The sequence below is a fragment of the Streptomyces sp. NPDC055025 genome (genome assembly GCF_053608565.1).
In genome coordinates, this window is sequence record NZ_JBSGVS010000069.1 from 12,294 (window position 1) to 34,578 (window position 22,285).

Here is a 22,285-nt window from a genome sequence, read left to right on the forward strand (position 1 = left end):
GGTGGAGGTCCGTGTCCGGGCCGGGGCCGTGTCCGGGCCGGGGCTGGGACCGGGACCGGGACGACGGTGGACGGGGCCCGCGCTACCAAGTGGATCGCCCTCAACGACGCGGGCCGGGCTCTGCTGGACGCCACGCGCCGGGAGGCCCACGAATGCCGAGGCATGGCCGGGGAAGCCGTACTCACAGTTGTCCCGCATGTTGCACGAGTGTGACCAAGGCACCCCTTGCGGTTTCCGGAAAAGCGGCGGCAGAGTGATGTATGCGCTTACAGGCAGCGCATACATCGGAGAGCTCAAGGAGGAGCCGTCCATGCACCGCACCGCCAGAACCGCCTCTGCCGCCACCGCGCTCGCGCTGGCCTTCGGAATCTCCGCGTGCGGCAACTCCGGTGGTGAAGGAGTCGCCGCCGACAAGAAGCAGACGCTCACCGTCTGGGCCATGGGCGCCGAGGGCGAGAAGCTCGCGGAGGTGGCCGAGGTGTACGAGAAGGCGAACCCGCACATCACCGTCAAGGTCACCCCCGTCGGCTGGGACGTCGCCCACCAGAAGCTGGTCTCGGCCGCCGCCGCGGGCAATCTGCCCGATGTGGCCCAGATGGGCAGCACGTATATAGGCGAGTTCGCCGACATCGGCGTGCTGGAGCCGGTGGACACCACCGTCTTCAAGAAGGACGCCTTCTTCCCCGCCGCCTGGAAGCAGGGCGAGGTCGGCGGTGAGGTGTACGGCGTCCCGTGGTACGTCGACACCCGTGTCCTCTACTACCGCACCGATCTGGCGAAGAAGGCGGGTATCGAGAAGGCGCCCGCCACCTGGCCCGAGCTACGGCAGCTCGCCACCGCCTACCAGGACAAGGCCGGCACCGAGTGGGGCATCTCCATCCAGCCCAGCGGCCTGGACACCGTACAGAGCTGGTACCCCTTCCTCTACTCGGCCGGCGGCGAGATCGTCACCGACGACGGCAGGGCCGTCGCCGACAGCCCGGCCGCCGTCCGCGCCCTGGCGGAGTACGGCTCGTACTTCGACGAGGGCCTGGCCAAGAAGAGCGTCGCGCCCGGCTATGACGTGCTGAAGGACTTCAACACCGGTGACGCGCCGATGTTCTTCTCCGGCCCCTGGATCATGACCCTGATCAACGACGGCTACCCCGATCTCAAGGACAAGTGGGGCGTCGCGAAGGTCCCCGCCGACAAGGACTCCGTCTCCATGGCGGGCGGCTCCAGTCTGGTCATCTCCGAGGACAGCGAACACAAGGCCGCCGCCCAGGAGTTCATCACCCATCTCACCGGCACCGAGGGCCAGCGGGACTGGTTCACGCGCTCCAGCGATCTGCCCGCCAACACCAGCGCCTGGGACTCCGGCCGGCTCGCCGAGGACCCCGCGCTCCAGATCTTCCGCGAGCAGATGGAGTCCTCCAAGGTCCCGCCGGTCCAGCCCCGGTGGAGCGAGATCAGCTCGAAGGCCGATGACGCCATCGCCTCGGTGACCCAAGGCAAGTCCTCGCCGCGGGAGGCCGCCGAGAAGGCACAGTCCGAGATCGAAGGGCTCGTGGAGCAACCGCGATGAGCACCTCGACCGAACCCGCCGCGGAAGCGGCCCCGGTGAAGGCCGGGCCGGGGGCCCGTCCTCCGGTCCGCCGGGCGGCCGGCGGCAAGCCCCGCCCGATGGGTGTGCAGAATCTGGCCGGGTGGCTCTTCTCCACCCCCTTCCTGGTGCTGTTCACCGTCTTCATGGCCTTCCCGATCGTCGCCACGCTCGCCATGAGCTTCACCGACTTCGGTCTGCGCGATGTGACCGATCCGTTCTCCGCGGAGTTCATCGGCTTCGAGAACTACACCGAGCTCTTCGGTGACGAGAAGTTCCTCAAGTCCCTCTTCAACACCGCGTACTTCGTAGTCGTCGGCGTGCCGCTCACCATCGGCGCGGGGCTCGCCGCCGCCGTCCTGCTGAACAGCGGTGTCGACCGGGCACGCACCTTCTTCCGGGTCGGCTTCTACGCCCCGGTGGTGACCAGCATCGTCGCCGTCGCCGTCGTCTGGCGCTTCGTCCTCGACCCGTCCGACGGACTGATCGCGGGTCTGGCCTCCGAAGTCGGGCTCACCGGCCCCGACTTCCTCGGCTCCGAGACGCTCGCCATGCCGTCGCTGATCCTCATGGCGGTCTGGCGCAATCTCGGCACGGTCATGGTGCTCTTCATCGCCGGTCTCCAGGCCGTCCCCGCCGATGTACGGGAGGCGGCCCGGCTGGACGGCGCCGGCGCCTGGCAGGAGTTCCGCCGGATCACCGTCCCGCTGCTGCGGCCCACCACGCTCTACGCCACGGTGATCACCACGATCGGCTATCTCAATGTCTTCGAGGAGCCGTTCGTGATGACCCAGGGCGGCCCCTCGGACAGCACGCTCACCGTGTCCCTGAACATGTACCGCCAGGGCTTCAACTTCTTCCATATGGGCTACGCGAGCGCCATGGCGTATGTGCTCTTCGTCGTGATCATGGGCATCACCGTGCTCCAGCTCCGTCTGCTGAAGGACAACACGAAATGAGCGCCGCACACACGCCGGCCCCGGCCCCGACCGCGCCCAGGGCCCCCGCGCCGGCCGGACGCGGCGCGCGCACCGAGAGGCTCAAGAAGCCCGGCGTCTACGCGCTGCTGTCGCTCGGACTGCTGGTCATGGCCGCGCCGTTCCTCTGGATGGCGCTCTCCGCCTTCAAGACCGACCGTGAGCTGCGGGCCAGTCCTCCGGTCTGGCTCCCCACGGAGTGGACCCTCGATCACTTCACACGATTGCTCGACCGTCTGGACCTTCCGCTCCACTTCTTCAACTCCGTGGTTGTCGCCGTGCTGGTGACCGTCTCCAATCTGGTGTTCTGCTCGATGCTGGGGTACGCCCTGGCCAAGCTGCGGTTCGCGGGCCGGAACAAGGTCTTCGCGCTGGTACTCGGCGCGCTCATGGTGCCGGGCAATCTGATGCTGCTGCCGCTCTTCGTCCTGATGAGCAAGCTGCGTCTGATCGATTCGTACGCGGGTCTGGTCCTGCCGTTCGCCGCCGGCGCCTTCGGCGTCTTCCTGATGCGCCAATTCATGCTCTCGATCCCCGACGAACTGCTGGAAGCGGCCCGGATGGACGGCGCGGGTGAGTGGTACATCTTCTGGCGGATCGTGATGCCGCTGGTGAAGCCGGCCCTGGCGACGCTCGCGATCCTCACCTTCCTCAGTTCGTGGAACAACTTCGTCTGGCCGCTGATCGCCACCAACGATCCGGACAAATACACGCTGCCCGTGGCCCTCGCGACCTTCGCCACCGACCCGAACCAGTCCGCGGGGTCCAACGGAATGCTGATGGCCGGCTCCTTCCTGATCGTGCTGCCGGTACTGCTGGTCTTCCTCGTACTCCAGCGGTACTTCACCCAGGGCATCGCCACGGCCGGTCTCAAGTAACCACCGGCCTTCTCCACGCCAGCACCTCCGGCACCTCCAGCAGCTCCGACCCGCCACCGTGCCCGCACGCACCCGCACACCCCCTCTACCAGAAGGTTTGTACTGTCATGACCGAAAAGCCAGCCGCTCGCACCGACTGGGAGTCGCGCATCGGAAAGCCCAGCGATGAGCGGCTCACCGGCATCGGGGAGCTTCCCGCTCCTCGCGGTCTGTCCGCCGAGGACGGCACCGGCCATGTGCTGCTGACCTGGCGGCCGGTGGCAGGAGCGCTCGGCTATCTGGTGCACCGCGCCGACTCCGTCGAGGGCCCCTTCGAGCCGCTCGACCATCTCGGCGGTGATGTGCTCGCCGTGCCGCACCCGCCGTACGCGGACACGCTCGCCGAGCCCGGCCGCGGCTACTTCTACAAGGTGGCAACCTGGTCCGACAGCGGGGCCGGTGAGCTGTCCGAGGCGGTGGCCGGCTCCGCCAGGGCCGCGGGCTCGCGCCCCGCCGAGGTCACCGTGACCGTGGACGCCGCCGCCCAGGCCACCGAGCTGCCCGGCGTCTGGAACCGGATGATCGGCGCCGAGCACTTCTCCCTGCTGACCCGGGAGAAGCCCGGCGCGGGCGGCTCCGATGTCGCGAAGGAGTACGGCGAGGCACTGGCCATCGTCCGCGACGAGATCGGCGTACGGTCCGTGCGCGCGCACGGGACCTTCCTGCCCGAGACCGTGACCGTCCGGGACGACGGCTCCTTCGACTTCTCCGGCCTCGACGCGGTCTACGACCGCTTCCTGGCCACCGGCCTCCGGCCCGTCGTCGAACTCTCCTTCATGCCGCGGGAACTCGCCTCCGATCCCGACTACACCGTCTTCGGCTACAAGGCGCTCGTCTCCACCCCCGCGCGATGGGAGCGCTGGGGCGATCTCTGCCGCGAGCTGACCATCCATCTCCAGGAGCGGTACGGCCGCGACACCGTGGCCAGCTGGGAGTTCGAGGTCTGGAACGAGCCCAATCTGGAGGTGTTCTGGAACGGCACCCAGGACGACTACCACCGGCTCTACGAAGTCGCCGTACGCGCCGTGAAGGGCGTGGACGAGCGGATCCGGGTCGGCGGGCCCTCCTCCGCCGCGGCCGGCTGGGTCGGCGCGCTGCTGGAGTACTGCCAGGAGCACGATGTCCCCGTCGACTTCGTCTCCACCCACACCTATGGCAACGCGCCCCTGGACTTCCGTCCGATGACCCGCGCCTTCGCCGCCGCGACCGGCGGACCCGAGCCGGAGATCCTGTGGACCGAGTGGGGCGTCACGCCCACGCACTTCCACCGTGTCAGCGACTCCGTCTTCGCCGCGCCCTTCGTTCTGCGGGGGATGAAGAGCGCTCTGTCGTCCACCGACTGTCTCTCCTACTGGGTCGCCTCCGACCAGTTCGAGGAACTGGGCTGGCCACCGCGGCTCTTCCACGGCGGCTTCGGACTGCTGACCGTCGGCAATCTGCGCAAGCCGCGCTTCTGGGCGCTGTGTCTCCTCTCCCGGCTGGCCGGCGGCCGGATTCCCGTGGCCGTCACCGGCGACGGCGCGGAAGCGCTCGTCGAGTCCCTCGCCACCCGCGCCGAGGACCGCTCCACCGTGGACGTCCTCCTCTGGAACGGCACCCTCGACCAGTCCAAGCTCGACGGTGCCACCGAGCTCGACCGCGCCGCGGCCGTACGGGTCGGCGGGCTGGCGCCGGGCGCCGTCTACGCCGTCGAGTCGCACCGGGTCGACGAACGGCACGGCAATATCCGGGCCGTCTGGCAGGACCTCGACGGCGGCGACTGGCCCGACGACCGGCAGTGGGCGAAGCTGCGCGCCGCCGACCGGCTGCCCGCCGAGGAGCTCGCGCCCGTCACCGCGGACGCCGACGGCACCGCGGCGCTGACCGTCGGTCTCCCCAACCCGGGCATCCGCTTTCTGCGCTTCGCCCGCGCCTGATCCGCGCCCCGGCCGACCCGGGGGCCGGCGGCACCTGACCGTCGTCGGCCCCCGCACCACCGCAGCGACCATCAGCACAGCCACAGCCACAGCCACAGCCACAGCCACGATTCCACATCTGCCAACGGGAGCTGGACTCTTATGGACCGTCGCACGTTTCTCGCCGCCGCGGGAACCGGGGCCGCCGCCCTGTCCCTCGGAGCCGTATCCGCACCTGCCGTCGCCGCATCGCGTTCTCGTGTCTCTCATACCTCTGATACACCGCTGCTGCGCCGCTGGTTCCACGATACGTATCACTCGATCGAGGCAATGACGACCGACCTCGGTCTCACCGCGGACAAGATCGACGTCAGCGGCCCCGGTACCCCTGTCCCGTCTCGGAACACCTCACCGACCAATATCGGCTGCGGGCTCTGGTCCACCGTCGCCGCGGCCGGCCTCGGCGTGATCGACCAGGACACCATGGAGCGCGGGCTGGCCCGTACCGTCTCGGCCGTCGAACGGCTCGAACGCCACCACGGCTTCTGGCTCAACTGGTACGACGCCTACGACGGTTCCGTCCTGACGAGCTGGCCCGGCACTGGCGACCCGGTCCGCCCCTTCCTCTCCTCCGTCGACAACGCCTGGCTCGTCACCGGCCTGCGCATCGCCGCCGACGCTGATCCGCGGCTGCGCCCCCGGGTCGCCGCGCTCCTCGCCGGCGCGGACTGGTCGTACTACTACACGCCGTACGACCCCGCCGATCCGGTGGCCGGGCCAGGCCAGCTCCGCGGCGGCTTCTGGACCGACACCGGCGAGCCCACCGGTCACCACTACGGAGCCCTCAACACCGAGCCCCGCATGGCCAGTTATCTGGGCATCGCCGACGGCAGCCTGCCCGGCGAGCACTACTGGCACATGCTGCGCACCATGGTCCCCGAGAACGGGCAGGAACAGCCCCCGCGGGGGAGGTACGACACCATCGACGGTGTCCGCATCTGGCAGGGCCACTACACCTATCGCGGCCGCAAGCTCGTTCCCACCTGGGGCGGCTCGATGTTCGAGGCGCTGATGGTGCCCCTCTTCGTGCCCGAGACCGAGTGGTCGCCCGGCTCCTGGGGCACCACCCACAGCCGCTATGTCCGCTCCCAGATCGAACACGGCCTGGCGGAGGCCGGATACGGCTACTGGGGCTTCTCCCCCTCCAATGTGCCCGAGGGCGGCTACCAGGAGTACGGCGTCGACGCGATCGGCATGCAGATCGACGGCTACGCCTCCAACACCGACCGTACCTTCGTCACCCACGGCGAGCCGTTGCCGCCCGCCTCCGCCTACACCAACGGTGTCGTCACCCCGCACGCCTCCTTCCTCGCGCTCCCCCAGGCGCGTGGGGAGGCCATCGCCAATCTGAAGGCGATCGCGCGGGACTTCGGCGCGTACGACGACCGCTACGGCTTCCGCGACTCCGTCAATGTGGGGACGGGCCGGGTCAGTGACTTCGTCCTCGCCCTCGACCAGGGGATGATCGCCGCGGCCCTCGCCCAGGAGCTGCGTCCGGGCCTGCTCCAGCGGCCGTTCCGTACGGGCGGATTCGCCTCGCGGGTACGGCCGCTGCTGGCGAAGGAGCGTTTCAGCATCCAGCCGTGACGCAGCCCCACCCCGCGCGGTACGCCGTCCAGTCGCTCTCGCGCGCGGCGAAGTCGACATAGATGGCGACCCCGAACCGCTCCCGGTCACGGTCCGTGCGCCCCAGCCCCAGCCTGATGCCACGGACCGCGGCCGCGACGGTCTCCGCGTGACCGTGATGGCTCATGTCCTCCTCGTAGTAGAAGGGCAGTCCCATCAGCAGATCCGTGCCGGGCGGTGTGACCTCCAGGGCGAGGGTGGTCTGCTGGGCGACATAACCGCCGTAGAGGCTCTCCAGCGGCATCGCGGTGTCGTAGGACATGACGGCGATCTGGTCGACCCGCCGTGCCACCTCGGCGAAGAACGCCTGCGACCACCACTTGGGGTGTCCGGTGAGGGCTCCGGCGACGGAGTGCAGCGCGGGCACCGGATCGATCTGATGGGCGGCGATGGAGAGCGGTACGTCCCTGGCCCGGGTGAGAACGCGCAGATCGTCGAGGAGCGAGAGATAATCCCGGTCCCCCGAGTGCAGCGGCTCCAGATCGAAATGGACACCGTCGAATCCCGCGTCCAGGATCTGCTCGGCCGAGCGCACCACTGCGGCGCGTGACGCCGCCCGCTCCAGGCGCAGTCCGTCGGGGCCCTCGGTGGCCAGTTCGTCCCCCAGCCAGGCGTGCACCCGTACATCCGGAATCGTGCGGTGCACGGCGTCGATCAGCCACCGGGCCCGGGGGTAGCGGGCGGCGGGCAGGGTTCCGTCGTGCTCCAGCGGTCCGGCGTGGACATACAGGTCGCGGATTCCGGTCCCGCGGATACGCTCCGCGAAGGCGTCGAGATCGGCGTCCTTCTTGCGGCCGTCCACCCAGGCGTGGCCGAGCCAGATGGCGTCCCGGCCACGGGTCTGCGTACCGTCCTCGATGTCGCCCGCGTAGTTGATACGCAGCGCGACGGCGACGGTGACCACCGGCACGACGAGCAGAACGACGAGCACCAGCGCGATCCGTCCGGGCCACCGCGCATGTGGGGCGCGCCACGCCCGTACCAGTGTCCGCCCGAATCCGCGCGATAGTGCCCGCAAAATCGTTCCCCTCCCCAGGAGTCATGACCGTCCGGCCATGAGGGCGTCCAGGCTATGTGCCGAAGCCGGGCGGCAGGCGCGCGATATGCGCTCCAGGTTCGGTCATTTCCGGTCGCGAAGGCTCCAGTGCGGACATAACCTCCAAATTGTGATGCTTCCCGAGAGCTCCACCCGGACGCACATAGCCGGCCGGACCCTTCTGGCCGTACTGGTCATGGCGTGGTGCCTGCTCATACCCGGCGCTCGGGACGCCCAGGCCGATGATCCGATCACCCTGTCGCGGCAGGGACAGATCACCGACAAGGTGGGGGCGCTCGGCGACCGCAGGGTGGCGGTCAGCCATTCCCTCGACCGTCTCTACACCGACAACCGTGTGCAGCTCTTCGTCGCATACGTACGCGACTTCTCGGGACACTCCGCGCAGAGCTGGGCCGATTCCACGGCGGTGCGCAGCGGGCTCGGCCGCGACGACATTCTGCTGGCGGTCGCCACCCACGACCGGCAGTACGCCTACTCCGTCGACACCGGCTCCCCTCTCACCGACAGCCAGCTCGCCGATGTCGCGAGGACCGCCGTCGAGCCGGCGCTGCGGCAGAACGACTGGGCGGGCGCGGCGATCGGAGCCGCGAACGGATACGACGCGGTGCTCGCGGGCAGGCCCGTACCCACGCCCGCCATCACCCCCGGCGAGCCGGACCCGGGCGGGAGGGCGGCCAACGGAGGCGCCGCGACCAATCTGGTGCTGCCCGTCGCCGTCGTACTCGCGGCCTTGGCGCTCGCGGCCTATATCTACGGCAAGCGCAGGCGGCGGGCGGCGGCTCACACATCGGCGCGGGGCGGCGAACAGGGCTGGGGCTCTCCCGGCGGAACTCCGCGGCCACCGCCGACGCCGCTGCCCGAGCTGGACGGCCGGGCGAAACAGCTCCTGGTCGAGACGGACGACGCCCTGCGCACCAGTCAGGAGGAACTGGGATTCGCGACCGCGCAGTTCGGCGAGGAGGCCGCCGCGCCCTTCACGGACGCCGTGCACTTCGCCAAGGGGCAGCTGACCCTGGCGTTCCGGGTGCGGCAGCAACTGGACGACGCCATTCCGGAGGACGACACGACCCGGCGCCGGATGCTGGACGAGATCATCGCCCGCTGCACGGAGGCCGACGACCGGCTGGACGCCGAGTCCGAGGGCTTCGACCGGCTGCGGGCCCTGGAGCGGAACGCGCCGCAGGCGCTCGACTCGGCGCGAACGGCCTTCCACGAGCTGAGCGGACGCGCCACCACGGCGCGTGCCACGCTCACGGCGCTGCGCGAACGGTACGCCGACTCCGCCTCCGCGCCCGTCACGGACAGCGTCGAGCAGGCCGAGGACCGGCTGGAGTTCGCCTCCGCCGGTCTGGACAAGGCGCGCGGATTCATCAACGCGGCGGACAACGGCAAGGCGGCCGTGCATGTGCGGGCCGCGGAGGCGGCCATCGGACAGGCGGCCATCCTCGTCGAGGCGGTCGAGCGGCGCGCGGTGGAACTCACGGAGGCGGTAGGCAAGCTCCCCGGCGCGCTCACCGAGACGGAGACGGACCTCGCCGACGCCCGCGGTCTGCTGCGCGGTACCACGCCGGGGGTGTCGACGGCCGATCTCCAGGGCCGGATCGGCCGCGCCGAGGCGGTGGTCACGGAGGTACGGCGCGAACTGGACGCGGGGCGGTACGACCCGATCGACGCCCTGCGCCGGGTCGAGGAGACGGACGCGGTCCTGGACGAGTCGCTGACCGGGGCCCGCGAGCGTGAGCAGGGCGTTCGCCGGGCCGGCACCCTCCTCGACCAGGCGACGCTCAGCGCTCGCTCGGCCATCGGCGCCGCCGCGGACTACATCACCACCCATCGAGGAGCGGTGGGCAGCCAGGCGCGAACCCGGCTGGTGGAGGCGCAGCGACGACTGGAGCGTGCGCATGCGGCGGCATCGGCCGACGCGCAGGGCGCGCTGGCCGAGACACAGCTCGCGGACGAGCTGGCCCGGGAGGCCCAGTACCTCGCCGAGCAGGATGTGCGCTCGTACGGGAACCGATATGGCGTGGGCGGTGTACAAGGGGCAGGAGGCGGGCTCGGCGGCGCCGTGCTCGGCGGAATCATCCTCGGCGGCCTGTTCGGCGGCGGAGGCGGGCTGGGAGGAGGCGGGGGCTTTGGCGGGGGTTACCGCGGCGGCGGTCCTGGCAGTTTTGGCGGCGGTGGCACGCGCGGCCGGATGGGCGGTGGCGGCCGTTTCTGACGCAATTCCCTTTCCCCACAAGGAGAAGAGCCATGACCAAGCAGACCATCCTCGGACGCGTCACACAGCTGGCGAAGGCCAATATCAACGCGCTGCTGGACCAGGCGGAGGATCCGCAGAAGCTGCTGGACCAGTTGATCCGCGACTACATCAACAACATCAGCGAGGCGGAACAGGCGGTGGCAGGCACCATCGGGAATCTCCGCCTGCTGGAGCAGGACCACCGGGAGGACGTGGAAGCGGCCCGGGAGTGGGGTGTGAAGGCGCTCGCGGCGAGCAGGAAGGCGGACGAGCTGCGCCTGTCCAGCCATGGCGCGGAGGCGGACACCTTCGACAATCTCGCCAAGGTGGCCCTGGAGCGCCAGCTCCAGTCCGAGAAGGAGGCGAAGACGGCCGAGCCGACCATCGCCTCGCAGACGGAGGTCGTGGACAAGCTCAAGACCGGTCTGGAGCGGATGCGGTCCAAGCTGGGTCAGTTGCAGTCGAAGCGCGACGAGCTGGTGGCGCGGGCCAAGACCGCCCAGGCACAGAATCAGATGCTGGACGCGGTCAAGAACATCAATGTGCTCGACCCGACCAGCGAGATCGGCCGGTTCGAGGACAAAGTGCGGCGCGAGGAGGCGAGAGCGACGGGCCAGCAGGAGCTGGCCGCCTCGTCCCTGGACGCGCAGTTCGAGCGGCTGGACAGCGTCGGCGACAGCGCGGAGGTGGAAGCGCGCCTGGCGGCGCTGAAGGCCGCCTGACCGGGTGGAGCGGCGGCCCCCCGCGCACGGGCGGGCCGCACGGCCGTCACGCCCGGATCGTACGGGTCGGTCCGGCTTCGGCTTCGGCTTCGGCTTCGGCTTCGGCTTCGGCTTCGGCTTCGGCTTCGGCTGGGCATGGTGACGGATCGTCAGAACATGCTCAAGAGCTGCTCGACCGTCGGTTCCGCCGTCGAGTCGCCGTCGGGCAGGGCGAGTTCGAACCAGACCGTCTTTCCGCGTGGGGTCCGGCGCGAGCCCCACGCGGCGCTCAGCAGGCCGACCAGTTGCAGCCCCCGGCCGCCCTCGTCGGTGTCGCGGGCGCGTCGCCGCCGGGGCTGGACCAGTCCGGCGTCCCACACCTCGCAGACGAGCGTACGGTCGCGGAGCAGCCGCAGTCTGATCTCGCCCTCGCCGTAGCGCATGGCGTTGGTGACCAGTTCGCTGACGAGCAGTTCGACGGTGTCCACGAGCGGTTCGAGATCCCAGGCCACGAGCTGTGTGCGGGCGAGTTCCCGGGCCCGGCCGACGGAGCGCGGCTCGCGTGGCAGCCGCCAGTCTCCGACCGCGTCGACGGGCAGTCCCTGGATACGGGCCATCAGAAGGGCGATGTCGTCCTCACCGTGCCGGGTGTCGAGCGTGTTGAGGACGTGGTCGCAGACGTCTTCCAGCGGGCGGCCGGGGTTGGTGAGAGCGGCGCGGAAGGCGCTCAGTCCTTCGTCGAGCGGATGGTCCCTGGACTCCACGAGACCGTCGGTGTAGAGGGCCAGCAGCGCGCCCTCCGTGAGGTCGACCTCGACCTGCTCGAAGGGTTCACCGCCCACACCGAGGGGCATTCCGGGCGGCACATCGAGCATCAGTGCCGCTTCGTCCGGTTCCACGAGCATGGGCGGGAGGTGGCCGGCGTTGGCGAAGGTGCAGCGCCGGGTGACCGGGTCGTAGACGGCGTAGACACAAGTGGCGAGATAGACCTCGGAGAGATCGGCGTCGCGCGTCTTGTGCGCGACCCGCGAGGCCTGCTGGGCTCCGCTGGGGGTGCCGAGACCACGGGCGATCTCGTCGAGCGCGGAGAGCACTTCCGCGGGCTCCAGATCGAGCAGCGCCAGGGTGCGTACGGCGGTGCGCAGCTCTCCCATGGCGACGGCGGCCCGCAGACCGCGTCCCATGACGTCACCGACGACCAACGCCGTCCGGTGGCCGGGCAGTTCGATGACGTCGAACCAGTCGCCGCCCACCTCGGTGGCGGTGTTGCCCGGCAGATAGCGACAGGCGATGTCCAGCCCGGCGGCCTCGGGGTCACCCGGCGGGAGCAGACTGCGCTGGAGTATGAGCGCGCGCTCGTGCTCCCTCCGGTAGAGACGGGCGTTGTCGATACAGACCGCGGCGCGGGCGGCGAGTTCGACGGCGAGCGCCCGGTCCCGTTCGCCGAACGGTTCGCTGCCCTTCGTCCTGGAGAACTGGGCGAGTCCGATGACGGTGTCGTGGGCGACCATCGGGACGGCCAGTGTGGACTGGACCAGGCTGCCCGCCTCACCGGGGATGGACTGCACCCGGCCGGTCCGCAGGGCGTTCGCGCTGAGCGAGCTGAACGGGAATCGGTGGACGGCGCCGACCTGCGGTGGGACATATCCCTCGTCGCCCGCGCCGCCAGGACCGGTCAGCGGGGCGTCGGAGACGGCGCTGGCAAAGGCGACACGACGCAGCCGTGCGCTGCCTCCGCCGGAGTCGTTGCCGGAGGAGCCCCACCGTCCCGGCGGTGCCTCCTCGCCGGTGAGCAGGCTCTGGTAGAGATCGACGGCGGCCAGGTCGCAGAAGCCGGGGACGGCGACATCGAGCAGTTCCCGGGCGGTGGTCTCCAGATCGAGGGAGTTGCCTATCCGGGCACTGGCCTCGTTGAGGAGGGCGAGATTACGGCGGGCGCTGGCGGCCTCGCGGGCGGCGATATGACGCCGGGTGACATCGGTGCCGACCCCGGCGACACCGATGGGGCGGCCCGATCCGCTGTGCACGCGGTAGAGATTGACCGACCAGTGCCGGCGCTCCTTGCCGCCGGGCTGGGTGCCGACGATCTGAAGGTCGGTGACGGACTCCCCGGTCTTCAGGACCCGCTGGAGGGCGGCGGTCATCCGCTCGGCCTCGGGACGGGAAAGATAGTCGTGGACGGTACGCCCGCGGTGGTCGCCGACCTCACCGCCGAAGACGGTGGCGAACCGCTGGTTGGCGCGCTGCACCTTGAGATCGGTGCCGAACAGGAGAAAACCGAAAGGAGATTGGCCGAAAATAGCCTGCGAGGAGGCGAGGTCGGTTTCGATACGGCGCAGGGCCCGGACGTCGACGACGATACAGAGAGCACCCCGTTCGCCACTTTCCGTCTCGCTCGGCATCACATAGACCTCGGCGAGCCCGTGCTCCCCGCGGCCTCCGTGTTCGCCGTCGGTCCGGAAGGGGACCAGCCCGGTCCATTCCTTGCCGTCGAGTATTTCCCTGACCCGGCGATGCCCGCGCGGGCGCAGGTCGGCGGGCATGAAGACCTCGACCGGGTCCTTGCCCCTGACCTGGTGCGCACCGATTCCGAACAGCTCGGCGGCACGCTCGCTCCACTGGTCGACCAGCCCGTCCGGGCCGATCGAGAAGGAAGCGATTCTGATGTAGTCATATATTGAGCCGGGCGGACTGCTCTGCCATACGACGTCGCCCGTCGTCCCAGATATCTCGCTCACGCGACCGTCCCCTCCAGCTCACGCACCGGACCGGCCATGCCCGCAGTATTCAGCACTACGGCCCCGGCCGACACGCCGTTCACGATCACAGCACGGTCTCGTTCTTTTTGAGCCGTGCCGACGTGATCGTTCTCCCTTCACACTTCTAACCAGGCAGAGGCAGCTCGAACCACACGGTCTTGCCCGTCTTCCCCCGTCGAGTGCCCCAGCGCTTGGCGGAGCAGGCCACGAGCTGGATTCCGCGGCCTCCCTCGTCGTCGGGACCGGCGGGCCGCTCGGTCGGAAGGTCCGGGAGCGGGTCGGACACCTCCACCAGAAGCGCGGCCCGGTCCGAGGCCGCGGAAGCCCCGGCGCGAAGGGCGAGGTGTACCCCGATCGGCCCCGAGGCATAGCGCAGAGAATTGGTCACCAGCTCGCTGACCAGCAGTACCGCCACATCACGGACGGCAGGAGGCAGCTTCCAGGTGCGGAGCGTGTCACGTACGGCATGGCGGGCGGCATGGACGGAGTCGAGTTCGGCGGGGAAGGTCCACTCGGCCTCTGCGCCGTCCTCCGTGTCGATCAAGCCGATCACTTCCCAAGACCGACGGCAGGCACCGCATCCCATGGAAGGGGTTAATCAGTACATACCCGGCATTCAAGACAGCTATCGCCCCGCCGGACGCACGGTGGGACAAACGGAGTAGACACTCCGGCCCCGGCCCACGGCGGCACGGCCCAGGGAAATGACCGAAGGAAACGACCGGGGAAATGACTCGTGCGGGCTCCAGCGGAACTCTAGGGTCTTTCGTTTGGATCTGGCTGGATGAGGGAGCGGGGGCTGGTGCCGTGGATCGCAAGGCGGAGGAGGGAGCCCACGCGGAGCGTAGGCAACCGACGACAACGCCGCGAGGCGCGGTGCCAGGGCACGCGAGCCCAGCAAGATCCAAACGAGAGGCCCTAGTGGGAGGGAGTCCCGTTCACGGCGTCGGGCGAGGCGGCGCGGAGGCGGCGGGCGGCTTCGGCCACGGCCGGGCGGTCCTGGTCGAGCCAGTCCACGGTATGGATCTCGTCCGGGCCGAGCCAGCGCAGCTCGTCGTGGTCCTCAAGGGGAAGGGGCTCGCCGGAGAGCAGCCGGGCCGTCCACACCTGGAGCACATAGCCGGGCTTCAGCGGCCACTCACCGGGGATTCGCTCCACCGGCTGTGTCTCCACGCCGAGTTCTTCCCGTAGCTCGCGCACGAGTGCCTGCTCGGGCCCCTCTCCCGGCTCCAGCTTGCCGCCGGGCAGCTCCCAGCGTCCGGCCAGCTCGGGAGGCGCACTACGACGGGCGGCCAGCAGCCGGCCCCGGTCATATACGGCACCCGCCACCACGACACGATCACTCATGCGCCGGAGCGTAACCTGAACGCGTTCGCGGTCAGGACGGGTCAGGACCAGGATCTAGTGCGCGGTCTGGCCGACGCGCTCGACCCAGTAGAGCTGCTTGTGTCCGGAATCGGAGAGGCTGTCCACCGTCTTGTTCGCCTCGTCCTCGGTGGCATATCTGCCGACGCGATAGCGGTTGCCGTTGTCGTCCTCCCGTATCACCAACCACGGGAGTGCGACCGCGCCGTCGTTCATCGAGCTCCTCCCGCCACCGGCCTGCATGTCTCTGAAAATTCCCAGGAAACCGCAATCCGCATATGCCCGAGCCTACGCCTGACCTTCACTCAGCGGATACGTGTTTTCACGAAGAGGCACTCATCCGGCCAACAAAACGCCGAAAAGCGGGGGTACGCGCCGGCGTGCGCTGTTACCCCGCTCCGGCGCACACGGCACGGCACTTCGGTACGCGGTGAACACGCGATGGTGCCACCGGAAGCAGCGGAGCGGCAGTTGACACTCCGTCATGACGCCCGGACCACAGGAACGGGGCGACACGGACCGGCAACAGCGCCCGTCGGAAGGCTACTTGACGGAGAGGTGGTAAGCGATGCGGTACCGGTCGGCGGGGACGACCACTTCCGCCGTCTCCACGGCACGCCCCGACGCGTAATAGGTCCGCTCCAGCACCATCACCACATGGCCGGGCACACCGCCGAGCGTCAGCAACTCCTCCGCGAGCCCTGGCCGTGCGCCGACCTGTTCCAGCACGTTGTCCACGACGAGGTCGATGGCCGCCATCCGCTCGACCACCCCGCACCCGCCGAGCGGCCCCTCCTCGGGCAGCATCACCGGCGTACGCCCCGTGAGTGACAGCGGCTCCCACGAGGTGGAGAGCATCATCGGCTCGCCCCCGTCCCGGAAGACATAGCTCGTACGCATCACCGGTTCGCCCGGCTGGATACCGAGGCGGAGCGCGATCTCGGTCCCCGCCTCCTCCTGCTCGCTCCTGGACTCCCACGTGCCCCGCGCCCCGGCCTCCGCCTGCTCCTGGCGGAACGGACTGGAGCCGGACGGCGGCCGGTACCCCGAGCGGGAGATCCGGCGCGGGACGGGCCGCTCCCGTACATACGTGCCCGAACCCGAGCGCCCCTCGACCAGACCTTCCGCCATGAGCACCTTGCGCGCCTCCAGCGCGACGGTGTCCGAGACGCCGTACTCCTCGCGGATACGGGCCTGCGAGGGCAATCGGGTATGCGGCGGCAGCACTCCATTGACAATCTTCTCGCGAAGATCGCTCGCAACGCGCAGATAGGCGGGCTGCTCACCGAAGGCCACGGGCACTCCCATCAGGTTGACAGACAGCAACAGCGTGGCAACCGTCGGTTGTTGGCCGCAAGCATGGGCCAGAGTTTCACCCGAAGTGATGACTTATGGTTTGGCAAAGGTCGGGCACCGGGGCTCACCTGGGCGGCTGTCATGCTGGTCGGCATGACGACGACGTATCCCGCCTACCTCTGCCCGGTCGACGGCACCCGCTCGCCCGTCGATTCGTACGCCTGGTGCTGCCCCGTCTGCCGGGGGCCGTGGGATCTCGTCGTCGACACCGCGCCGGTAGCTCTGCGTTCCCTTCCCCAGCGGGTCAATTCGCTCTGGCGGTACGAGGAGGCGCTGCCGCTCTCCGCGCCCGTCACCAGCCTCGGCGAGGGCCGCACGCCGCTGGTGGCGCTGACCCCGTCCGTCTCCGCCAAGCTCGACTTCCTGATGCCCACGCTCTCCTTCAAGGACCGGGGCGCGGTGATGCTCGCGGAACTGGCGCGGCGGCTCGCGCCGGAGCGCGTCATCGCGGACAGCAGCGGCAACGCGGGCACGGCCGTCGCGGCGTACTGCGCGCGGGCGGGACTGCCCTGCACGGTGTATGTGCCGGAAGCGACCTCGCCGAAGAAGACCGAGCAGATCCGGGCCCACGGCGCGCGTCTCGTGCGCGTCCCCGGCGACCGGGAGGCCACCGCCCGAGCCGCCCAGGCCGCCGCCGACGAACCGGGCACGTTCTACGCGAGCCATGTCCACAACCCGTACTTCCTGCACGGCACGAAGACCTATGTCTACGAGCTGTGGGAGGACCTCGGGGGACGTCTTCCCGAGGCGATCGTCGTACCGGTCGGCAACGGCACCCTGCTTCTCGGCGCCGCGCTCGCCGTCGCGGAGCTGTACGGGCACGGTCTCATCACCGAACGCCCCGCGCTGATCGCCGTACAGGCCGAGGCGGTCTCACCGCTGGCGACCGCCTTCCACGCGGGCGCCGACGACCTGCCCAGCGCTTCCGCCACCGCCACCGCCTCCGCCGGAAACGCCGTCACCGCCACCGCCGGCCCCGGAAACGCCACCGCCGCCGCCACTGCCACTGCCGCCGCCACCCTCGCCGAGGGCATCGCCATCCCCCGTCCGCCGCGCGCCCGCCAGATCCTGCGCGCCGTAAGGGAGTCCGGCGGCACCTTCCTCACCGTGACGGAGGATCAACTCCGCGCCGCCCAGCTCGATCTGGCCGCCCGGGGCCTCTTCGTGGAGTCGACGGGCGTCGCCTGCTGGGCGGCGGTGGGCGGCTGGACCGACCGCTCCGTCGTCGTACCGCTCTGCGGTGCGGGCGCGAAGACCGGGCTCGCGCCCACGGCCTGACCAGCCGCCCCTGACCAGTCGCCCTGACCAGTCGCTCAGTCCATTCACACGTTCACCACGCGCGCCGTGCACGCCCGCGCCGGATGCCCGTTCATACGGTCGTACGGTGAGACTCTCGCGTACGCACGTGCTCGCCCCCCTCCTCGCGGGCGCCCTCGCCGCCGCCGTGCCCCCGCTCTCGTACGCCGAAGGCCGGGGCTCCTCACCGTCCTGCGGGGAGGAGGCGGATCCCGGCTGGTCACCCACTGCCACCCGCGTCGACCGCGTCGACAGCCACCACGCCTACACCGGGAACGGCTATCTGGGAACGCGGGTTCCGCCCGTCGGCGCCGGTTACGCCGAGGACGGCGCGAAGACGGGCTGGCCGCTCTTCACCCCGCGCTACGACGGCGCCTTCGCGGCCGGACTGTACGCCCACGAGCCGAACACCACCGCCGGTCGGCAGGTGCTCGCCGCGCTGCCCACCTGGACAGCCCTGCCCCTGCGGGTGGGTGACGAGACCTTAGGCGAGGACAGCCGGATCTCCCGCTACCGCCAGAGCGTTCTGCTGCGCTGCGGAGTGGTCCGTACCACCCTGCGCTGGACCGCCGCGGACGGCCGGGCCACCGACCTGACGTACGAGGTCCTCACCGACCGGTCCGATCCGCACGTCGGCGCCGTACGACTGCGTCTCACCCCGCGATGGAGCGGGGAGGCCACGGTCGGCGGCGGACTCGACTGGCGCGGGGCGAGGCGCCTCGCCCGCACGGGAGAGCACCGCTCCGGGGACGCCGACGTCGCCACCTTCCGCACCGAAGGTACGGGGACGACGGGCGCCGTCGCCACGGTGCTGCGACCGTCCCTCGGAAGCCCGGCCAAGGGCCCGGACGCAGGCCCGGTCGAGGGCGCGGTCGAGGACCCAGTCGAGGACGCACCCGCAGGCCGGACCTGGAGCCCGGCCCGGAGCCCGGCCCAGTGGCCAGCCCAGAGCCCGCTCGACGGTCCGCTCAGCGGTCCGCTCAGCGGTCCGGCCGGCGGTCCGGCCGGCGGTCCGGGTGGCCGTCCGGCCGGCGGTCCGGGTGGCCGTCCGGGCGGCGGTCCTGTCCCGGTCCGCGCCGACCGTACGTACCAGTTCGCGAAGTATGTCGGCGTCGACACCACCCTCACCTCACATGATCCGCGCGCCACCGCCATGGACGCGGCCCTCCGGGCGGCCGGCCGCGGCTGGCAGGCGCTGTTCGCCGCCAACGAGGCCGCCTGGTCGCCCCTGTGGGCCGCCGATATCGGCGTACCGAGGCAGCCCGATCTCCAGGCGTGGCTGCGCTCGGCCCAGTACGGGCTGCTGACCAGTACCCGGCAGGGGTCCGCCGACAGTCTCGCGCCCACCGGTCTGACCAGCGACAACTACGCGGGGCTGGTCTTCTGGGACGCCGAGACCTGGATGTATCCGGGCCTGCTGGTGACCCGGCCCGAACTGGCCCGTTCCGTCCTCGACTACCGTTTCCGCACCCGGGGCGCGGCGGCGGCGAATGCCGAGAAGCTCGGTTTCAGGGGTCTGTTCTACCCATGGACCAGTGGTGGTGAGGGACACGTCTGGACGGAGTGCCAGTCCTGGTATCCGCCCCACTGCGTCACCCAGAACCATCTCCAGGGCGATGTCGCCCTCGCCGTCTGGCAGTACTACCTGGCCACCGGCGACCGGGGCTGGCTGCGCGAGCGCGGCTGGCCGCTGCTCAGGGGGATCGCCGAGTTCTGGGTTTCGCGGGTCACCGCCAACGACGATGGCAGTTACTCCGTCAAGGAGGTGGCGGGTCCCGACGAGTACAGCAACGGCGTCACCGACGGTGCCTTCACCAACGCGGGCGCCGCCACCGCGCTGCGCAACGCCGCCCGTGCCGCCGCGCTCGTCGGTGAGCGGCCGCCCGGTGAGTGGACCCGGATCGCCGGCAAGATCCGCGTCCCGTACGACGCGCGCCGCAAGATCTACCTCCAGTACGCGGGCTACGACGGCTCCCGGATCAAACAGGCGGACACGGTCCTGCTGACATATCCGCTGGAGTGGCCGATGCCCGCGGGAGCCGCGGCGGCGACCCTTGATCACTACGCCGAGCGCACCGATCCGGACGGGCCCGCGATGACGGACTCGGTCCACGCGATCGGCGCCGCCGCCATCGGGGAGCCGGGGTGTGCGGCGTACACCTATCTCCAGCGGTCGATCCGGCCGTTCGTCCGGGGGCCCTTCGCGCTCTTCTCCGAGGCCCGGGGGGACAAGGCGGGGGCCTCGGATCCTCTCGCCGGAGCTCCGGCACAGGATTTCCTCACCGGAAAGGGTGGTTTCCTCCAGGTCTTCACCCACGGGTTGACAGGGCTCCGGCTGCGGGAGGACGGCGTACGGCTCGACCCCACGCTGCCTCCTCAGCTCGCGAACACCAACACCAACACCAACACCAACACCAACACCAACACCAACACCAACGCGAACGCGAACGGGAGCGGGAGCGGGAGCGGGAACACCAGCGCGAACCGGAACAGGAGCGGGAGCGGGGTGAGTCTGCGAGGACTTCACTGGCGGGGGCGTACGTACGACGTCGCCATCGGTGCCCGCGAGACGACGGTCCGGCTCACCTCCGGCAAACCGTTCACGGTGCACACGCCGGGCGGCCCACGGCGGCTGAGTACAACGCTCACCCTGCCCACACGCCGCCCCGATCTCACCCCGACGCCGAACGCGGCCCGCTGCCGGCCGGCGACGGCCTCCTCCGAGCAGCCCGGTCTGTACGCGGCGGCCGCCGTCGACGGCAGCCGGGCCACCTCCTGGGTCCCGTCGGACGCCACGGCCTCGTTCTCGGTGGACCTGGGCCGTACCGTCCCGATCGGGTCGGTCGCCCCGGAGTGGACAGCGTCGCGCCCCGCTTCGCACTCCGTCGAGACCTCGACGGACGCGACCCGCTGGCAGCCGCTGCGCCCCGGGGCGCGGGCCCGTCATATCCGCGTGACCGTACGCGCGCCCGCCGGCGATCAGCGTTCGGGAATCCGCGAACTGACGGTCAGGACGGCGAAGGCCGATTGACCGAACGGCGGGCCGACCGGCTGACCGGCTGACCGGCTCAACCAGCCTGTCGGCCCAACGAGTCAGCCACGGCAGGCGGCAGGAGACAGCGGGCGGCACCGAGCGCCAGACGCGGCCCGGCGCCCAGACAGTTCCGAACGTAAAAGCGACATCACCGCCGGACCTGGATCAGCGCATGGGTACCGCTGGTGCGCCAACGCTGGTCGTGCGCGGCGACGAGCGCGGACTCCGTCCGCTCGTCGAGTCCGACGATCACATCGGACTTCAATGTGCGCAGAGCCGCCACGGGACCCGGGAAGTACGCCGTGCGCTCGGCGAACGACGTGGTGGCGGGCCAGAGTTGATCGCCCACCAGACGCCGGTAGTTCAAATCGCCCTTCATGATGGTCACCGTGGCCTCCGCGAAATCCTGACGCAGATCGTCGGGCATGTCCGAGTACGGGAGGGGCGCGCAGGAGAAGGGGTGCGCCCGCACGACGAGCCGACCGCGTCCCATCGCCTCCCACAGCCGTTCACCGACCATCCCGGCAACGCCGTCGGCCCGCTTCACATGGCGCAGGCAGTCGATCACATCGGCGGTCGTGGCGTCCGAGACGAAGTACGGATAGGGCTTGACGTGCAGGACGACGTGTTCGGCGCGCTGGTGCCGCAACAGGTGGTCGATCAGGAGCAGATCGGGGACGAGTTCACGTCCGGCGTTGTCCGCGACCAGACATACCGTGTTCGGTCCTCCGGCGGGGAGCAGCGACCAGAGCGTCTCGGAGTCGTCCGCGACAAGAGGAGCGCTGACACCAGTACCAGTACCAACGCCCACACGGGGACCCGCACCAACACCCGCACCGGGACCGTGACCGGCACCAACACCAGCAGTGCCGCCCGTCGCCCCGCCGCCGGAGACCAGGTGGAAACCGAGGTCCGCGCGGTTGCCCCACAGCGAGCCCTGGAGCAGTGCGCGCGCCTGCTCGTCGACGGTCCGCATGGCGAGCCGGTCCAGCGCGACCAGTTCCGCCTCCGCCTCTTCGGTGCGCAGCTCGGCCTGCTTGAAGGGGAGGAACGGATCGATGCCCTGCCACGGCCCCGGCCCGAAGTACCCGACGGCATCGAGAAGTTTGCGGTAGAAGTAGCTCTCCGCCCACAGGAACGGCGCGTCGAACCATGACCCGCCGACATGCCCCCGGTCCCACCCCGCCCACCGGTCCCGGTCACGCGCATCGGACCCAAGGGGCTCGATCACCCCCTCCGTGCACTCCCCGAGCAGAACATCGAGCGCCCGGTGCTGCTCAGGGCCGTACGGGAAGGCATCGCGCACTCTCCTGATCAACGCCGGATGCCGCTCGGTCAGCACACCCCAGGAGAAGGATCCGGGCTTGTTGCTCACAATGACTGGCGCGTCAACGATTTCGGGCATGCTCCGATGATCCCCC

16 protein-coding genes are annotated in these 22,285 nt (G+C 70.2%); 9 read left to right on the forward strand and 7 right to left on the reverse strand.

Going from position 1 to position 22,285, the window contains the following annotated elements:
* Positions 1–310 precede the first annotated feature (310 nt).
* The 5 genes from ACWGDX_RS32380 to ACWGDX_RS32400 all read left to right on the forward strand — a co-directional run bounded on the left by ACWGDX_RS32380 (position 311) and on the right by ACWGDX_RS32400 (position 7,018).
* Complete coding sequence (locus ACWGDX_RS32380) at positions 311–1,564, forward strand: sugar ABC transporter substrate-binding protein (protein WP_453631373.1); 1,254 nt, start codon at positions 311–313, stop codon at positions 1,562–1,564.
* A complete protein-coding gene (locus ACWGDX_RS32385) occupies positions 1,561–2,541 on the forward strand; it encodes a carbohydrate ABC transporter permease (protein WP_453631374.1) in 981 nt (326 codons plus the stop codon). Before ACWGDX_RS32380 ends, ACWGDX_RS32385 begins: the two co-directional genes overlap by 4 nt.
* Entirely contained in the window at positions 2,538–3,437 is a 900-nt protein-coding gene (locus tag ACWGDX_RS32390; protein ID WP_453631376.1) for a carbohydrate ABC transporter permease, read from the forward strand. The genes ACWGDX_RS32385 and ACWGDX_RS32390 overlap by 4 nt, the downstream gene beginning before the upstream one ends.
* A 107-nt stretch (positions 3,438–3,544) precedes the next feature.
* A complete protein-coding gene (locus tag ACWGDX_RS32395; RefSeq protein WP_453631378.1) occupies positions 3,545–5,392 on the forward strand; it encodes a GH39 family glycosyl hydrolase in 1,848 nt (615 codons plus the stop codon).
* 141 nt (positions 5,393–5,533) lie between these two features.
* Positions 5,534–7,018, forward strand: a complete 1,485-nt coding sequence (locus ACWGDX_RS32400) for a glucoamylase family protein (protein WP_453631380.1) — start codon at positions 5,534–5,536, stop codon at positions 7,016–7,018.
* Here ACWGDX_RS32400 and ACWGDX_RS32405 read toward each other — a convergent pair.
* The gene (locus tag ACWGDX_RS32405; protein WP_453631411.1) at positions 7,002–7,997 is read right to left on the reverse strand and encodes a glycoside hydrolase family 18 protein; all 996 of its coding nucleotides are present in this window, start codon (positions 7,995–7,997) and stop codon (positions 7,002–7,004) included. The two genes, ACWGDX_RS32400 and ACWGDX_RS32405, sit on opposite strands and share 17 nt — an antisense overlap.
* Positions 7,998–8,226: 229 nt before the next feature.
* Between ACWGDX_RS32405 and ACWGDX_RS32410 the strand changes: the two genes are divergently transcribed.
* Together ACWGDX_RS32410 and ACWGDX_RS32415 are read left to right on the forward strand one after the other, a co-directional pair.
* On the forward strand, positions 8,227–10,332 hold the full coding sequence (locus ACWGDX_RS32410; RefSeq protein ID WP_453631413.1) for a TPM domain-containing protein: 2,106 nt from the start codon (positions 8,227–8,229) through the stop codon (positions 10,330–10,332).
* Between the two features lie 32 nt (positions 10,333–10,364).
* Positions 10,365–11,075, forward strand: a complete 711-nt coding sequence (locus tag ACWGDX_RS32415; RefSeq protein ID WP_453631381.1) for a PspA/IM30 family protein — start codon at positions 10,365–10,367, stop codon at positions 11,073–11,075.
* Between the two features lie 149 nt (positions 11,076–11,224).
* Here the strand turns inward: ACWGDX_RS32415 and ACWGDX_RS32420 are convergent, their stop codons facing one another.
* The 5 genes from ACWGDX_RS32420 to ACWGDX_RS32440 form a co-directional block, all read right to left on the reverse strand.
* A complete protein-coding gene (locus ACWGDX_RS32420) occupies positions 11,225–13,792 on the reverse strand; it encodes a SpoIIE family protein phosphatase (protein ID WP_453631383.1) in 2,568 nt (855 codons plus the stop codon).
* Positions 13,793–13,937: 145 nt separating this feature from the next.
* Positions 13,938–14,366: an ATP-binding protein gene (locus tag ACWGDX_RS32425; RefSeq protein ID WP_453631385.1), complete on the reverse strand. Its 429-nt coding sequence runs from the start codon at positions 14,364–14,366 to the stop codon at positions 13,938–13,940.
* A 365-nt stretch (positions 14,367–14,731) separates the two neighbouring features.
* Positions 14,732–15,160, reverse strand: a complete 429-nt coding sequence (locus ACWGDX_RS32430) for a (deoxy)nucleoside triphosphate pyrophosphohydrolase (RefSeq protein ID WP_453631387.1) — start codon at positions 15,158–15,160, stop codon at positions 14,732–14,734.
* A gap of 54 nt (positions 15,161–15,214) precedes the next feature.
* Positions 15,215–15,394, reverse strand: a complete 180-nt coding sequence (locus tag ACWGDX_RS32435) for an SPOR domain-containing protein (RefSeq protein ID WP_363082117.1) — start codon at positions 15,392–15,394, stop codon at positions 15,215–15,217.
* A 327-nt stretch (positions 15,395–15,721) separates the two neighbouring features.
* Positions 15,722–16,474 (reverse strand): GntR family transcriptional regulator, encoded by a 753-nt coding sequence (locus ACWGDX_RS32440; RefSeq protein ID WP_453631415.1) that lies wholly within the window; start codon positions 16,472–16,474, stop codon positions 15,722–15,724.
* A 153-nt stretch (positions 16,475–16,627) separates the two neighbouring features.
* On the opposite strand from ACWGDX_RS32440, the gene ACWGDX_RS32445 reads away from it, so the two are divergent.
* Together ACWGDX_RS32445 and ACWGDX_RS32450 are read left to right on the forward strand one after the other, a co-directional pair.
* Positions 16,628–17,812 (forward strand): pyridoxal-phosphate dependent enzyme, encoded by a 1,185-nt coding sequence (locus ACWGDX_RS32445; protein WP_453631389.1) that lies wholly within the window; start codon positions 16,628–16,630, stop codon positions 17,810–17,812.
* Between the two features lie 106 nt (positions 17,813–17,918).
* A complete protein-coding gene (locus tag ACWGDX_RS32450; protein ID WP_453631390.1) occupies positions 17,919–20,861 on the forward strand; it encodes a discoidin domain-containing protein in 2,943 nt (980 codons plus the stop codon).
* 151 nt (positions 20,862–21,012) lie between these two features.
* Here the strand turns inward: ACWGDX_RS32450 and ACWGDX_RS32455 are convergent, their stop codons facing one another.
* Positions 21,013–22,269 (reverse strand): damage-control phosphatase ARMT1 family protein, encoded by a 1,257-nt coding sequence (locus tag ACWGDX_RS32455; protein WP_453631392.1) that lies wholly within the window; start codon positions 22,267–22,269, stop codon positions 21,013–21,015.
* Positions 22,270–22,285: the final 16 nt, after the last annotated feature.

Bases quoted from the DNA above. Each gene is read 5' to 3' on its own strand.
- ACWGDX_RS32435 (WP_363082117.1), bottom strand. From the start codon at position 15,394: ATGAACGACGGCGCGGTCGCACTCCCGTGGTTGGTGATACGGGAGGAC.
- ACWGDX_RS32430 (WP_453631387.1), bottom strand. From the start codon at position 15,160: ATGAGTGATCGTGTCGTGGTGGCGGGTGCCGTATATGACCGGGGCCGG.
- ACWGDX_RS32415 (WP_453631381.1), top strand. From the start codon at position 10,365: ATGACCAAGCAGACCATCCTCGGACGCGTCACACAGCTGGCGAAGGCC.
- ACWGDX_RS32390 (WP_453631376.1), top strand. From the start codon at position 2,538: ATGAGCGCCGCACACACGCCGGCCCCGGCCCCGACCGCGCCCAGGGCC.
- ACWGDX_RS32455 (WP_453631392.1), bottom strand. From the start codon at position 22,269: ATGCCCGAAATCGTTGACGCGCCAGTCATTGTGAGCAACAAGCCCGGA.
- ACWGDX_RS32400 (WP_453631380.1), top strand. From the start codon at position 5,534: ATGGACCGTCGCACGTTTCTCGCCGCCGCGGGAACCGGGGCCGCCGCC.
- ACWGDX_RS32395 (WP_453631378.1), top strand. From the start codon at position 3,545: ATGACCGAAAAGCCAGCCGCTCGCACCGACTGGGAGTCGCGCATCGGA.
- ACWGDX_RS32380 (WP_453631373.1), top strand. From the start codon at position 311: ATGCACCGCACCGCCAGAACCGCCTCTGCCGCCACCGCGCTCGCGCTG.
- ACWGDX_RS32410 (WP_453631413.1), top strand. From the start codon at position 8,227: ATGCTTCCCGAGAGCTCCACCCGGACGCACATAGCCGGCCGGACCCTT.
- ACWGDX_RS32445 (WP_453631389.1), top strand. From the start codon at position 16,628: ATGACGACGACGTATCCCGCCTACCTCTGCCCGGTCGACGGCACCCGC.
- ACWGDX_RS32385 (WP_453631374.1), top strand. From the start codon at position 1,561: ATGAGCACCTCGACCGAACCCGCCGCGGAAGCGGCCCCGGTGAAGGCC.